The organism is Streptomyces sp. GB4-14 (genome assembly GCF_022696125.1).
Taxonomy (GTDB): domain Bacteria; phylum Actinomycetota; class Actinomycetes; order Streptomycetales; family Streptomycetaceae; genus Streptomyces; species Streptomyces werraensis.
Genome location: NZ_RZHO01000002.1, coordinates 2,564,262 through 2,578,627, shown reverse-complemented (window position 1 = coordinate 2,578,627; position 14,366 = coordinate 2,564,262). Strand labels below are relative to the sequence as shown.

At 71.9% G+C, this 14,366-nt stretch carries 11 protein-coding genes and 1 riboswitch; of the genes, 8 read left to right on the top strand and 3 right to left on the bottom strand.

All coding sequences use genetic code 11. From position 1 onward, the window contains the following. The first annotated feature begins 3 nt into the window (after positions 1 to 3). The 3 genes from ELQ39_RS12840 to recQ all read left to right on the top strand — a co-directional run bounded on the left by ELQ39_RS12840 (position 4) and on the right by recQ (position 5,366). On the top strand, positions 4 to 1,575 hold the full coding sequence (locus ELQ39_RS12840) for an NADH-quinone oxidoreductase subunit M (RefSeq protein WP_242591953.1): 1,572 nt from the start codon (positions 4 to 6) through the stop codon (positions 1,573 to 1,575). After that, positions 1,572 to 3,224, top strand: coding sequence for an NADH-quinone oxidoreductase subunit NuoN (gene nuoN, locus ELQ39_RS12835; protein ID WP_242591952.1), 1,653 nt, complete (start codon positions 1,572 to 1,574; stop codon positions 3,222 to 3,224). The genes ELQ39_RS12840 and nuoN overlap by 4 nt, the downstream gene beginning before the upstream one ends. Before the next feature lie 186 nt (positions 3,225 to 3,410). Beyond that, positions 3,411 to 5,366 carry a DNA helicase RecQ gene (recQ, locus tag ELQ39_RS12830; protein WP_443334338.1) on the top strand — a complete coding sequence of 652 codons (1,956 nt, stop codon included), beginning with the start codon at positions 3,411 to 3,413 and terminating at the stop codon, positions 5,364 to 5,366. A gap of 11 nt (positions 5,367 to 5,377) precedes the next feature. Here the strand turns inward: recQ and ELQ39_RS12825 are convergent, their stop codons facing one another. Next, a complete protein-coding gene (locus ELQ39_RS12825; RefSeq protein ID WP_242591950.1) occupies positions 5,378 to 6,316 on the bottom strand; it encodes a M56 family metallopeptidase in 939 nt (312 codons plus the stop codon). Positions 6,317 to 6,473: 157 nt separating this feature from the next. Next, complete coding sequence (fahA, locus tag ELQ39_RS12820; protein ID WP_242591949.1) at positions 6,474 to 7,688, bottom strand: fumarylacetoacetase; 1,215 nt, start codon at positions 7,686 to 7,688, stop codon at positions 6,474 to 6,476. Between the two features lie 264 nt (positions 7,689 to 7,952). Between fahA and ELQ39_RS12815 the strand changes: the two genes are divergently transcribed. After that, on the top strand, positions 7,953 to 8,825 hold the full coding sequence (locus ELQ39_RS12815) for an HAD family hydrolase (protein ID WP_190005193.1): 873 nt from the start codon (positions 7,953 to 7,955) through the stop codon (positions 8,823 to 8,825). Here the strand turns inward: ELQ39_RS12815 and ELQ39_RS12810 are convergent. Further along, positions 8,789 to 9,265 (bottom strand): transglycosylase SLT domain-containing protein, encoded by a 477-nt coding sequence (locus ELQ39_RS12810; protein WP_190005192.1) that lies wholly within the window; start codon positions 9,263 to 9,265, stop codon positions 8,789 to 8,791. The genes ELQ39_RS12815 and ELQ39_RS12810 overlap by 37 nt on opposite strands. 3 nt (positions 9,266 to 9,268) lie before the next feature. Beyond that, a riboswitch (cyclic di-AMP (ydaO/yuaA leader) is annotated at positions 9,269 to 9,398 on the bottom strand. A gap of 568 nt (positions 9,399 to 9,966) precedes the next feature. On the opposite strand from ELQ39_RS12810, the gene ELQ39_RS12805 reads away from it, so the two are divergent. The 4 genes from ELQ39_RS12805 to ELQ39_RS12790 all read left to right on the top strand — a co-directional run bounded on the left by ELQ39_RS12805 (position 9,967) and on the right by ELQ39_RS12790 (position 14,343). Continuing rightward, positions 9,967 to 10,977 carry a polyprenyl synthetase family protein gene (locus ELQ39_RS12805; RefSeq protein WP_190005191.1) on the top strand — a complete coding sequence of 337 codons (1,011 nt, stop codon included), beginning with the start codon at positions 9,967 to 9,969 and terminating at the stop codon, positions 10,975 to 10,977. A 256-nt stretch (positions 10,978 to 11,233) separates the two neighbouring features. Next, positions 11,234 to 12,463 carry a LolA family protein gene (locus tag ELQ39_RS12800; RefSeq protein WP_242591948.1) on the top strand — a complete coding sequence of 410 codons (1,230 nt, stop codon included), beginning with the start codon at positions 11,234 to 11,236 and terminating at the stop codon, positions 12,461 to 12,463. Between the two features lie 37 nt (positions 12,464 to 12,500). Further along, positions 12,501 to 13,481, top strand: a complete 981-nt coding sequence (locus tag ELQ39_RS12795; RefSeq protein ID WP_242591947.1) for an ABC transporter ATP-binding protein — start codon at positions 12,501 to 12,503, stop codon at positions 13,479 to 13,481. Continuing rightward, positions 13,468 to 14,343, top strand: a complete 876-nt coding sequence (locus tag ELQ39_RS12790; RefSeq protein WP_242591946.1) for an ABC transporter permease — start codon at positions 13,468 to 13,470, stop codon at positions 14,341 to 14,343. The genes ELQ39_RS12795 and ELQ39_RS12790 overlap by 14 nt, the downstream gene beginning before the upstream one ends. Positions 14,344 to 14,366 lie beyond the last annotated feature (23 nt).

Below are 14,366 nucleotides of genomic sequence, written 5' to 3'. Positions count from 1 at the left end.
CCGATGTCCTTTCCTCTCCTGACAGCGACGGCGGCGCTCCCGGCCATCGGGGCGATCGCCACGGCCGCCGTACCGGCCGCGAAGCGCACGGCGGCCAAGTGGCTCGCCCTGATGTTCTCGCTGGCCACACTCGCCCTGGCGATCACCGTCCTGGTCCGCTTCGACCCGGACGGCGACCGCTACCAGCTCACCGAGTCCCACTCCTGGATCGCCGACTTCGGCGTCCGCTACGAACTGGGCGTCGACGGCATCGCGGTGGCGCTGATCGCGCTGACCGCGCTGCTGATCCCGTTCATCGTGCTGGCCGGCTGGCACGACGCCGACCCGCTGGAGACGGGCAGCAGGCGGTGGCGGCCGACGCAGGGCTTCTTCGCCCTGATCCTGGCCGTCGAGGCGATGGTGATCATCTCCTTCGAGGCCACCGACGTCTTCCTCTTCTACATCTTCTTCGAGGCCATGCTCATCCCGATGTACTTCCTCATCGGAGGCTTCGGGGACCGTGCGCACAAGGACGGCGAGGAGAAGGCGGCCACCCAGCGGTCGTACGCGGCGGTGAAGTTCCTCCTCTACAACCTGGCCGGCGGTCTGATCATGCTGGCCGCGGTGATCGGGCTGTACGTGGTCGCGGGGAACTTCTCCCTCACGGAGATCGCGCAGGCCCGGGCCAACGGCGAGCTGGAGATGGCGACCAGCACCGAACGCTGGCTGTTCCTCGGCTTCTTCTTCGCCTTCGCGGTGAAGGCGCCGCTGTGGCCGCTGCACACCTGGCTGCCCAACGCCATGCAGGAGTCCACCGCGCCGGTGGCCGTGCTGATCACGGCGGTCGTCGACAAGGTGGGCACCTTCGCGATGCTGCGCTTCTGCCTCCAGCTGTTCCCGGAGGCCAGCAAGTGGGCGACGCCGGTGATCCTGGTGCTCGCGGTGATCAGCATCATCTACGGTGCGCTGCTCGCCGTCGGCCAGCGTGACATCAAGCGGCTGATCGCCTACGCCTCGATCTCGCACTTCGGCTTCATCGTGATGGGCATCTTCGCGATGACCAGCCAGGGCCAGTCCGGGGCGACGCTCTACATGGTCAACCACGGCATCTCGACCGCCGTGCTGATGCTGATCGCCGGCTTCCTGATCTCCCGGCGCGGCTCGCGGCTCATCGCCGACTTCGGCGGTGTGCAGAAGGTGGCCCCGGTGCTCGCCGGCACCTTCCTGATCGGCGGTCTCGCCACCCTCTCGCTGCCGGGGCTCGCGCCCTTCGTCAGCGAGTTCCTGGTCCTGGTCGGCACGTTCACGCGCTACCCGGTGATCGGCATCATCGCGACCTTCGGCATCGTGCTCGCCGCGCTCTACACCCTCGTCCTGTACCAGCGGACGATGACCGGCCCGGTGAAGCCCGAGGTCGCCGCGATGCCCGACCTCAGGGTGCGGGAGATCGCGGTGGTGGCGCCGCTGGTCGTGCTGCTGGTGTTCCTGGGCGTCTACCCGAAGCCCGTGACGGACGTCGTGAACCCGGCGGTGAAGCAGACCTTGTCCGACGTACAGAAGAAGGACCCCCAGCCCGAGGTGGAGGCGGCCAAGTGAGCGCAACAGCAGCCGTCCACAGCCTGTGGACAACCGCGGCCGATCCGATCGCCAAGATCGACGCACCCAAGATCGAGTACGGGCAGCTCGCGCCCACGCTGATCGTCGTCGGCGCGGCGCTCGTCGGGGTGCTGGTCGAGGCCTTCGTGCCGCGCAAGTCCCGTTACTACGCGCAGATGTTCGTCTCAGCGGTCGCGCTCGTCGCCGCGTTCGCCGCGGTCGTGGCACTCGCCGCGGACGGGTACGCCACCACCAAGGCGGGCATCGCGGCCATGGGCGCGATCGCCGTCGACGGACCGGCGCTCTTCCTCCAGGGCACGATCCTGCTGACGGCGCTGGTGGGTCTGTTCACCTTCGCCGAGCGCCGGCTCGACCCGGAGGCGCACGGCAACCGCGTGGACTCCTTCGCCGCACAAGCCGCGGCCGTCCCCGGCAGCGACAGCGAGAAGCGGGCCGTCAAGGCCGGCTTCACCACCACCGAGGTCTTCCCGCTGCTGCTCTTCGCGGTCGCGGGCATGCTGGTCTTCCCGGCGGCCAACGACCTGCTGACGCTGTTCGTGGCCCTGGAGGTGCTCTCCCTCCCGCTGTACCTGCTGTGCGCGCTCGCCCGGCGCAAGCGGCTGATGTCGCAGGAGGCGGCGGTCAAGTACTTCCTGCTCGGCGCGTTCGCCTCCGCGTTCACGCTGTTCGGCATCACCCTGCTGTACGGCTACGCGGGCTCCATGTCGTACGCGACGATCGCGCAGGTCGTCGACGGCACCGTGCCGGAGATCACCCCGGCGCTCGCCGACACCATGGGCAACGACGCGCTGCTGCTGATCGGCGCCGCGCTGCTGGTCATGGGCCTGCTGTTCAAGGTCGGCGCGGTGCCGTTCCACATGTGGACGCCCGACGTCTACCAGGGCGCGCCCACCCCGGTCACCGGCTTCATGGCGGCGGCCACCAAGGTCGCGGCGTTCGGCGCGCTGCTGCGCCTGCTGTACGTGGTGCTGCCGGGCCTGCGCTGGGACTGGCGGCCGGTCATGTGGGGCGTCGCCATCGTCACCATGCTGGCCGGCGCGATCGTGGCGATCACCCAGACCGACATCAAGCGCCTGCTGGCGTACTCGTCGATCGCGCACGCGGGCTTCATCCTCGCGGGTGTCATCGCGGCCACGCCGTCGGGCATCTCGTCGGTGCTGTTCTACCTGGCGGCCTACTCCTTCGTGACGATCGGCGCCTTCGCCGTGGTCACGCTGGTGCGGGACGCGGGCGGCGAGGCGACCCACCTGTCCCGCTGGGCGGGCCTGGGCCGGCGCTCCCCGCTGGTCGCCGCGGTGTTCGCGGTGTTCCTGCTGGCCTTCGCGGGCATTCCGCTGACCTCCGGCTTCGCCGGGAAGTTCGCCGTGTTCAAGGCGGCGGCGGAGGGCGGGGCGACCCCGCTGGTCGTGGTCGGTGTGATCTCGTCGGCGGTCGCGGCGTTCTTCTACATCCGCGTCATCGTGCTGATGTTCTTCAGCGAGCCGCGCCCGGAGGGCCCGACCGTCGCGGTGCCGTCGCCGCTGACGATGACCGCGATCGCGGTCGGTGTGGCGGTCACGGTGGTGCTCGGCGTGGCGCCGCAGTACTTCCTGGACCTGGCCGGGGACGCGGGGGTGTTCGTGCGCTGACGCACCCCGCCGCACGCACGGCGCGGCCCGGCACCCCGACGCGGGGTGCCGGGCCGCGGTCGTTCCCGGTCGCGTTCCGCCCAGGGACGGAGCGTTCCGGGCGGGCCTGTGGACAACTCCGGGGCTGTCGGTCCGGACGCCTATGGTGGACGCAGTGGCCGAGGTACGGCCGCGGGGGACAGGACGATGCACGGGACGGACGGTGTCGCCGGGATGGCAGTGACGGACAGTGAGGCGCTGGCTGCGCTGCACCGGGTCTTCGGCTACGAGACCTTCCGCGGCGAGCAGGAAGCCGTCGTCGACCATGTGATCGCCGGCGGCGACGCGGTCGTGCTCATGCCGACCGGCGGCGGCAAGTCCCTCTGCTACCAGATCCCTGCCCTGGTCCGGCCCGGCACGGGCGTGGTCGTCTCCCCGCTGATCGCGCTGATGCAGGACCAGGTCGACGCGCTGCGGGCGCTCGGCGTGCGGGCCGGCTTCATGAACTCCACGCAGGACTTCGACGAGCGGCGGACGGTCGAGGCGGAGTTCCTCGCCGGCGAGCTCGACCTGCTGTACCTGGCGCCGGAGCGGCTGCGCCTGGACAGCAGCCTCGACCTCCTCTCCCGCGGCAAGATCTCCGTGTTCGCCATCGACGAGGCGCACTGCGTCTCCCAGTGGGGACACGACTTCCGGCCCGACTACCTCACCCTGTCCGTGCTGGGGGAGCGGTGGCCGGACGTGCCCCGCATCGCCCTCACCGCGACCGCCACGGACGCCACGCACCGGGAGATCACCGAGCGGCTGGGCATGCCGGACGCCCGGCACTTCGTGGCCAGCTTCGACCGGCCCAACATCCAGTACCGGATCGTGCCGAAGGCCGACCCGCGCAAGCAGCTCCTCGCCTTCCTGCGCGAGGAGCACGCCGGGGACGCGGGCATCGTCTACTGCCTCTCGCGCAACTCGGTGGAGAAGACCGCCGAGTTCCTCTCGAAGAACGGCATCGAGGCCGTTCCGTACCACGCGGGGCTCGACGCGGGGACGCGCCAGGCGCACCAGGCGCGGTTCCTGCGCGAGGAGGGCCTGGTCGTGGTGGCGACCATCGCCTTCGGCATGGGCATCGACAAGCCGGACGTCCGCTTCGTCGCCCACCTCGACCTGCCCAAGTCGGTCGAGGGCTACTACCAGGAGACGGGCCGCGCGGGCCGCGACGGCCTGCCGTCCACGGCCTGGATGGCGTACGGGCTGAGCGACGTCGTCCAGCAGCGCAAGCTGATCCAGTCCGGCGAGGGCGACGAGGCGTTCCGGCGGCGGGCGGGCCGGCACCTGGACGCGATGCTCGCCCTGTGCGAGACCGTGCACTGCCGCCGCGGCCGGCTCCTCGCCTACTTCGGGCAGGAGCCGTCCGGGGAGAACTGCGGCAACTGCGACACCTGCCTCACCCCGCCGGAGACCTGGGACGGCACGGTGGCGGCGCAGAAGGTGCTGTCCACGGTGGTGCGGCTGCAGCGGGAGCGGGGGCAGAAGTTCGGCGCGGTGCAGATCGTGGACATCCTGCTGGGCCGCCGCACCGCCAAGGTGATCCAGTTCGACCACGATCAGCTCTCCGTGTTCGGCATCGGTGAGGAGCTGAGCGAGGCCCAGTGGCGGGGCGTGATCCGCCAGTTGCTCGCCCAGGGGCTGCTCGCCGTCGAGGGCGACTACGGCACGCTGGTGCTCACCGAGGCCAGCGGGTCGGTGCTGCGGCGCGAGCGTGAGGTGCCGCTGCGCAAGGAGCCCGAGAAGCCGGCCACGTCCCGTTCGGGCGGCGGGGCGGGCCGCGACCGCAAGGCGAAGGCGGCGGCGGAGCTGCCGGAGGCGCTCCAGCCGGCGTTCGAGGCGCTCCGCGCCTGGCGCGCCGAGACGGCCAAGGAGCAGGGTGTCCCGGCGTACGTGATCTTCCACGACGCGACGCTGCGGGAGATCGTCACGGTGTGGCCCACCTCGGTGGAGCAGCTCGGCGGGATCAGCGGCGTGGGCGAGAAGAAGCGGGCGACGTACGGGGAAGGGGTCGTGGAGGTGCTGGCGGGTATGTCGGCGCCGGGGGAGGCCGCTCCCGGCGCGGCAGGTGAAGCCCAGGCGCCCGAGGACGACTGGCCCGACGAGGAACCCGACTGGACCTGAGACCGGACTGGTTACGGCAGCGCCGTCAGCCCCGGTGCGAACGTGATCAGCAGCGGGACCAGCGGCACCAGCGCCGCCGCCGCCGTCGTCAGGGCGCGGTGCCGGCGGTCCAGGCGGGGCGGCGGCTCCAGGAGCCGGTCGACGCGCTCGCCGAGCAGGCGGTGGCTGGAGGAGCAGGACAGCACGCCCCGGTGCTGGTTCAGCTCGATCAGCGCCAGCGCGGTGGTCAGGTGGCCGCAGCGCCGGGAGGCCGTGTCGTCGGCGGACAGCTCCACCAGCCGGTGCGTCTGCTCGCAGAAGTGGGCGAACAGCGGCACACGCGGGAAACCGGCCGCCAGCGCAGCCGACAGATGCAGCAGCCAGTCGTGGCGGGCCCGGGCGTGACCGCGCTCGTGCGTGAGGACCGCGTCGAGCTGATGGTCCGTGAGCCGCTGCAGCGCGCCGGTCGTGACGATCAGCTGGGGCGGGCTGCCCGGCATCCACCAGGCGTCCGGGTACTCCTCCTCCAGCACCAGCAGCGGCCCGCGTCCCTCGGGGAGTCCCGCCGGGAGGTCGGGCGCGCGGTCCCGCAGGTGTGCGCGGGCGCCGGCGCGACGGCGGCGGGCCTCGACCAGTTCACGGGCGAGCATCGCCGTGGTCCAGGCGGCGCCGCAGGCCAGCAGCACGGTGAGGACGGTCGTCCACGGCGAGGCGTGCGACAGGTCGTAGGCGGCGGTCACGGCGGGCGGCGCCGGGGCGAACAACTGCGCGCGCACGGTGCCGAAGACGGCGGCGGCGCCCAGCGCCAGGGCGGTCAGACAGCACAGCAGCACGGTGGCGACCAGGCACTGCCACACCCACAGGGCGACGACCGGCTCCCGTTCCGGCCACTTCGCCCGGGTCAGCAGGCGGGGGACGGGCACGGCGGCGGTCACGGCGACCACGCTCAGCAGGAGCAGGCAGTACGTCATGCCACGGGCTCCGGATCCTGTCGGAAGAAGCGGCTCGGGGGCGTGCGGTGGTGCGATGCGCGCGGCACGGAGAACGAACGCACCGCCCGACGCCAAGTATGACGGCGAAGGGCGGTGCGAGTCAGCGTGGTTGTGCGCCTCGGTAGGGCCGGAGGGGTCAGGACGCGGGGACCACCCGTCCCGTCACCTCGCCGAGCCCCACCCGTACCCCGTCCGGTCCCGGCGCCCAGGCGGAGAGTGTCACCACGTCGCCGTCCTCGAGGAACGTCCGCTTGCCGTCGGGGAGTTCGAGCGGGTCGCGGCCGTTCCAGGTCAGCTCCAGCAGGGAACCGCGCTCCCGCTCGGCGGGGCCGCTGACCGTGCCGGAGCCGTAGAGGTCGCCGGTGCGCAGGGAGGCGCCGTTCACCGTCATGTGGGCGAGCTGCTGGGCGGCCGTCCAGTACATGGTGGAGAAGGGGCACTCGGAGACGGTGTGACCGTTGATCGTCACGGTGATGCGCAGGTCGTAGCCGCCGGGCTCCTCGCCGGAGTCGTCGAGGTACGGCAGCAGGCCGTGGGTGCGCGCGGGCGGGGCGACGCGGGCCTCGTCCAGGGCGTCCAGCGGGGTGATCCACGCCGACACCGAGGTGGCGAAGGACTTGCCGAGGAACGGGCCGAGGGGCACGTACTCCCAGGCCTGGATGTCGCGGGCGGACCAGTCGTTGAGCAGGCACAGGCCGAAGACGTGGTCGCGGTAGGCGTTCAGCGGCACGGGCCGGCCCTGCTCGGAGGGGACGCCGACGACGAAGCCGACCTCGGCCTCGATGTCCAGCCGCACCGACGGGCCGAAGACCGGGGCGGGGTCGGCGGGCGCCTTGCGCTGCCCGGAGGGGCGCACCACGTCGGTGCCGGACACCACGACGGTGCCGGAGCGGCCGTGGTAACCGATCGGCAGGTGCTTCCAGTTGGGGGTCAGGGAGTCGGCGGCGTCGGGGCGGAACATCTGCCCGACGTTCCGCGCGTGGTGCTCCGAGGCGTAGAAGTCGACGTAGTCCGCGACCTCGAACGGCAGATGGAGGGTCACCTCGGACAGCGGGTGGAAGAAGGGCTCGACGGTCTCCCGGTGCGCCGGGACGGTCACCCACGCGGTGAGCGCGCGGCGCACGTCCGACCAGGCCGTACGGCCCGCCGCCAGCAGCGGGTTGAGGGTGGGGCGCGCGAGCAGGGAGGCGTAGGGGGAGCCCAGGGCGTGTGCCGCCGCGCCGGCGTCGAGGACGTGGTCGCCCAGCCGGACGCCCACGGTGCGCTCCGTCGAACCGGGGAGCGAGAAGACGCCGTACGGCAGGTTGTGCGGGCCGAAGGGGTCGCCCTCGGGGACATCGAAGGGGGGCATCGGGTGCTGCCTCGCTTTCGTGTGCGCGGGTGGGCCACGTGTCCGTGGCCGTGCCACACGTTACGGGGTCGTGTCCCGGCGGGCTCCTGATATGAGGGACGACTCCCGGTGCCGGGGTCCGGCGGAGCGCACCGTGTTCCGGTCAAAAGGGAAAACAGTTCTCAACCGGTCGCGATGCGGCGGCACAAGAAGGCAAATCGCACCCAATGCGAGGGCATACGGGCGCGGTGAATCGGACGGTCCTCTTGTCCGTATTCTCTGATCATGGCCGCACCCACCGATTGTTCTCTCATCGCCACCGACCTGGACGGGACGCTGCTGCGCGGTGACGACACCCTCTCCGACCGCTCCCTCGCCGCCCTCGCCGGGGCCGAGCGGGCCGGTGCCCGGCACCTGGTGGTGACGGGCCGGCCGGCCCCCAGGGTGCGGTCGCTGCTCGACGACCTCGGCTGCACGGGGCTCGCGGTGTGCGGACAGGGCGCCCAGGTGTACGACGCCGCCGCGCGGCGGATGCTGTGGTCGGTCCGGCTGGACCGGGAACTGGCGGAGACCGCGCTCGGCAAGATCGAGGCCGAGGTGGGGGAGGTGTACGCCGCGGTCGACCAGGACGGGGTCGACGGGCTGACGCTGATCGAGCCGGGCTACCGGATGCCGCACCCGACGCTGCCGTCGGTGCGGGTGGAGCGGCGCGACGACCTGTGGGCGCGGCCGATCAGCAAGGTGCTGCTGCGCCACCCGGAGCTGACGGACGACGCGCTGGCGGTGGCGGCGCGGTCCGTGATCGGCTCGCTGGCCACGGTCACCATGTCGGGGCCTGGCACGGTGGAGCTCCAGCCGTGCGGGGTCACCAAGGCGACCGGTCTTGCGCTGGCCGCCGAGCATCTGGGGCTGCGCCCCGAGGACACGGTGGCCTTCGGGGACATGCCGAACGACGTCCCCATGTTCCGGTGGGCGGGCCACGGCGTCGCGATGGCCAACGCGCACCCCGAGCTGAAGGCGGTGGCCGACGAGGTCACCCTGTCGAACGAGGACGACGGCGTGGCCGTCGTCCTCGAGCGACTGTTCGGGCAGACGGCCGGGCTCGGCCGTCAGAGGTCGGCTCAGTACGCGCCGAAGACGTTGTCGATCGAGCCGTAGCGGTCGGCGGCGTAGTTGCAGGCCGCGGCGATGTTGGCGACCGGGTCGAACGGGTCGAAGGCGGTGCCGGGCACGTGGTACGCCTGGAAGGTCGGGTCGATGACCTGGAGCAGGCCCTTCGACGGGGTGCCCTTCGCGGCGTTGGAGTCCCACAGGTTGATGGCGGCCGGGTTGCCGGACGACTCCCGCATGATGTTGCGGTGGATGGAGTCGTAGGAGCCGGGGATGCCGTTCTGCGCCATGACGTCCAGCGCCTCGCGGATCCAGCCGTCGAGGTTGTCCGGGTACACGGTCGTGGAGGCGGCGGTCGTGGCCTGGGCCGAGGGGGCCGCGGAGGCGCTGGTGGCGCCGAACAGCGGCAGCGCGACCACGGCGACGCCGGTGCCGGCGACGGCGAGGGTGCGGACGAGACGGCGGCGCGACGAAGCGATGACGGGCATGTCTGGGTTCCTCTCCTACGCCTGCGAGGTGAGCTGTCGGGTTCGGGCGGGAGAGTGCCCGGCCGTGCCCCTGCGGGCATGGCTTCACCCCGAGCCGTCCCGGCGCGGTGTACCGGTACGGCGACTTACCTGGGTCCCCCGCTCCTGCCGTGCGTGAGTTGGTCGTCGGGTGTGATGCGGGTGGCGGCAGGACTCGGCGTCCACCCGGCAGGCCCGGAACGTATGCGAGGGCACATGTCGGGAACAAGTGCGACGATCACGCAAGGCACCGTTTGATCTTGAGATGGGCGGTTTTGCGTGCTTGATCCTTTGCGGTCGCCAAGCGTCAACTCCGTTGCGTGGAGCGGGGTGACGGGCGTGTGCGAGGGTGTCCCGAGGGCAGCCCGGCGCGTGACCCACTTCACGGGACGGCGACCGTGAGCGCATTCGCGACCAAGAGGAATTCGCCCACCAATGGCGGCAAATCGGACTCAGGGGTGGGGCAGGATGGTTCACGGGTCGCCGTGTCCGGGAAGGCGAGGTATGTCCGTTGTTATCAGCCGATCAAAAACACTCCGCTTCTGATCCCGTATCGCCCTGCTTGTGACCCCGGGCCCTGGCGGTGATCGAAACCTGACCGGATACGCTGACTCGAGTGGTGGCAGCGACCTATCGACAAACCGTGTAACCGCCAGCAGACACCAGCAGACAGGAGACCCCTCGTGACCGTCGTCGGGCCGTTCGGGCTGAGCGTGCGGGACCAGGCTCTGGAAGCCGATGTCCAGGCCGGATTGACGGCTGTCGAGGAAGGGCTGCTCGAAGCCACCAAGAGCGAGGTGCCGTTCATCACGGAGGCCGCCCAGCACCTGGTGCGGGCCGGCGGCAAGCGGTTCCGTCCGCTGCTCGTCATGCTCGCCGCCCGGTTCGGCGACCCCTACGCGCCCGGCATCGTGCCGTCGGCCGTCGTGGTGGAGCTCACCCACCTGGCCACGCTGTACCACGACGACGTGATGGACGAGGCCGAGGTGCGGCGTGGGGTCGCGAGCGCGAACGCCCGCTGGGGCAACTCGGTCGCCGTGCTCACCGGCGACTTCCTCTTCGCCCGCGCCTCCCACATCCTGGCCGACCTCGGCCCCGAGGCCGTGCGGGTGCAGGCCGAGGCGTTCGAGCGACTGGTCACCGGCCAGATCCTGGAGACCGCGGGCCCGCAGGACGGCCGCGACCCGGTCGACCACTACCTGGACGTCCTCGGCGGCAAGACCGGCTCCCTGGTCGCCGTCTCCTGCCGGTTCGGCGCGATGATGTCCGGCGCGGACGACACCGTCGTCGACGTCCTCACCCAGTACGGCGAGCGGCTCGGCGTCGCCTTCCAGCTCGCCGACGACGTCCTCGACATCGCCTCCGACTCCCACGAGTCCGGCAAGACTCCCGGCACCGACCTGCGCGAGGGCATCGCCACCCTCCCCGTGCTGCGGCTGCGCGAGCGGGCGGCACGGCTCGGCCTCGCCGAGGATCTCGCCCTGTGCGAGCTGCTCGACTCCGACCTCACCGACGACGCCCGGCACGCCGAGGCGCTGCGCCTGCTGCGCGCCCACCCCGCGCTCGGCCAGGCCCGCCGGGACACCGTGCGCTACGCCGAGGAGGCGCGCGCCGCCCTCGCCCCGCTGCCCGACGGCCCCGCCAAGTCGGCGCTCGTCGAGCTGTGCGACGCCGTGGTGCACCGGGCCGGCTGACGCTCCGGCAGCCGTCCCCGTACGCCTCCAGGACCCGGGCGACCCCTACGGGGCGGGTGAGGCGCCGTCCTCCCGTGTCATACCGCAGCAGTACGCACAGGTGAGCCCGCGGTCTGACGATTCCGTCCCGCCGTTCTGGTCAGATGGAACACGACGGACAACACCACTTCTCACCGGTTCGGGTGAGAATGGCGGCCCGGGCCGAACGGGTGCGAGAACACGGGACGGAAGCCGCCGCCGACCACGGAGGGCACACATGGCACCGAACGAGACCGACGACACGACGACCGCGGGGGAGGTCGAGGAGCCGCGCGCCGGGCGCCGCAAGGCCGCGCGGTACGTGGTCCCCGTCACCGTGATGGGCGTGGCGGCCGCGACGATCGGACTCGTCCCGGCGCTCGCCGACTCGGGTGACCCCGACCTGCCGGACGTCACCGCCGCGCAGCTCATCGAGAAGATCGCGCAGTCGGACGTGGAGCGGCTGTCCGGCACCGTGAAGATCACCACCGACCTCGGGCTGCCGGACCTCGGCGGGCTGGAGAGCGGCCTGCTGTCCGGCGCGGCGGGCGGCGAGGACGGCGAGGGCGGTTCCTCCGCCGACCCGTCCGGCCGGCTGACCGAGCTGGCGTCCGGCACGCACACCCTGCGCGTCGCCGTCGACGGCCCGGACCGGCAGAAGCTGTCCCTGCTGGAGAACGCCGCCGAGTACAGCCTCATCCACAACGGCAAGGACGTCTGGGGCTACGACAGCGCGTCCAACGAGGTCTACCACACCACCGTCGACGAGGCGGACGCCGAGGAGCGGAGCGCGCAGCAGCCTCCGGCCACTCCGAAGGACTTCGCGGAGGAGGCGCTGAAGGCGGTGGACGACACCACGTCCGTGAAGGTCGACGGCACCGCCCAGGTGGCCGGCCGCGACGCCTACCGGCTGGTGGTCGAGCCCAAGCAGTCCGGCTCCACCGTCGGCGCCGTCAGCATCGCCGTGGACAGCGAGACGGGCATGCCGCTGAAGTTCACGCTCACCCCGTCGAGCGGCGGCTCGGCCGTCGTGGACGTCGGCTTCACCAAGGTGAGCTTCGACCGTCCCGACGCCTCCACGTTCGCGTTCACCCCGCCCAAGGGCGCCAAGGTGACCGAGGACACCGAACAGGACCGCGGCCACGGTGACTTCGGCGGGAAGCCGGAGCGGGGCCCGAAGTCCGAGGAGGACCTCGCCAAGGGCTTCGACGGGCTGCGGATGCTCGGCGAGGGCTGGAACAGCATCGCCACCTTCGACACCGGCGCCGGTGCAGGCCTGCCGACGGAGGAGGCCGGCGACCTCGGCGGCTTCCTCGGCTCGCTCGGCGACCAGGTCAAGGGCGACTTCGGCAAGGGCACCGTGTTCAGCACGCGCCTGGTCAACGCCCTCATCACCGAGGACGGCAAGGTCTATGTGGGTACGGTCACCAAGGACGCGCTGGTGAAGGCGGCCGAGGCGGGGAAGTAGCTCCCCGGACCCACGGCCCAGGGGAACGGGGGAGCCGATGGACGGGACGTCCGCCACGGAGCAGACACGCGAGGGGCGGTCCACGGGTGACGCCGTCGTCGTCACCCGCGGGCTGACCAAGCGTTACCGCGGCGGACAGCTCGCCGTGGACGACCTGAACCTGACCGTCCCGGCGGGCAGCGTCTTCGGTTTCCTCGGCCCCAACGGCTCCGGCAAGACCACCACCATCCGCATGCTGATGGGCCTGATCGAGCCGACCTCCGGGACGGCGCACGTGCTGGGGCGCCCCATGCCCCGCTCCGCGCGCGCCGTCCTGCCGCACGTCGGCGCCCTCATCGAGGGCCCTGCCCTCTACGGCTTCCTCTCCGGCCGCGACAATCTCCTCCGGTACGACGCGGCCGACCCCACCGCCGACCCCCGCACCCGCACCTCCCGCGTCGCCGCCGCCCTGGACCGGGTGGGCCTCACGACCGCGTCCGGCAAGAAGGCACGGGCGTACTCCCTCGGCATGAAGCAGCGCCTCGGCCTGGCCGCCGCCCTGCTGCGGCCCCGCCGGCTGCTGGTGCTGGACGAGCCGACCAACGGCCTCGACCCGCAGGGGATGCGGGAGATCCGCGCGCTCGTCCGTGAACTCGCCACCGACGGCACGACCGTCTTCCTCTCCTCCCACCTGCTCGACGAGATCGAGCAGGTCTGCACGCACGTCGCGGTGATGGCGCGGGGCCGGCTGATCACGCAGGGGCCGGTCGCCGAGCTGGCGGCGGGCGCCCGGGGCCGGCTGCTCGTGACCACACCGGATGCGTCGGACGCGGCCCGGGTGCTGAAGGAGCAGGGCCTCGCCGACGTCGTGGCGGACGGCGGCCGGGTGAGCGCCGAGCCGCCCGCACGGGACCTCGCCGAGGTCAACGCCGCCCTGGTCGCGGCGGGTGTGCGGGTGCGCGGCTTCGGGGTCGAACGGGCTTCGCTGGAGGATGTGTTCGTGGCGCTGACGGGGGAGGGGTTCGATGTCGCGGGCTGAGACGGTGAGCGCGTCGGTCCAGCCGCGTCCGCTGTGGACCCTCGGCCTGTTCCGCGACGAACTGCGCACCACTTTCCGCCGCTGGCGCACGCTCGCCCTGCTGGGCGTGCTGGCCGCCGTGCCGGTGCTGGTCGGGACCGCCGTGCGGATCGAGACCGGCGACGGCTCGTCCGGGGGCGGAGGCGGGGGAGGACCCGCGTTCGTCTCGCAGATCACCAACAACGGCCTGTTCCTGGTCTTCACGGCGCTCGCCGCGACCCTGCCGTTCTTCCTGCCCATGGCGGTCGGCGTGGTCGCGGGTGACGGCGTGGCCGGCGAGGCGGGCTCCGGCACCCTGCGCTACCTGCTGGTGGCCCCTGCCGGCCGCACCCGCCTGCTGCTCACCAAGTACGCGACGGTCATGGTGTTCTGCCTGGCCGCCACCCTGGTGGTGGCCGTCTCGGCGCTGGCCGTCGGCGCGCTGCTGTTCCCGCTCGGCGACCTCACCACCATCTCGGGCACCCGCATCACCTTCGGCGAAGGTCTGGTCCGCGCCCTGCTGATCGCCCTGGTCGTCGCCGCGTCCCTGCTCGGGGTGGCCGCGCTCGGCCTGTTCGTGTCCACCCTCACCGACAGCGGCATCGCGGCGATGGCCACCACGGTCGGGCTGCTCATCACCGTCCAGATCCTCGACCAGATCCCCCAGCTGCACGTCCTGCACCCGTACCTGTTCTCGCACCACTGGCTGTCCTTCGCCGACCTGATGCGTGAGCCGGTCCACTGGGAGGACCTGACGAAGAACCTCGGCCTCCAGGTCCTCTACGCCGCCGTCTTCGGCTCGGCGGCCTGGGCCCGGTTCACGACGAGGGACGTCACGGCTTAGGAAATGCCTGGCCCGGGCGGGCC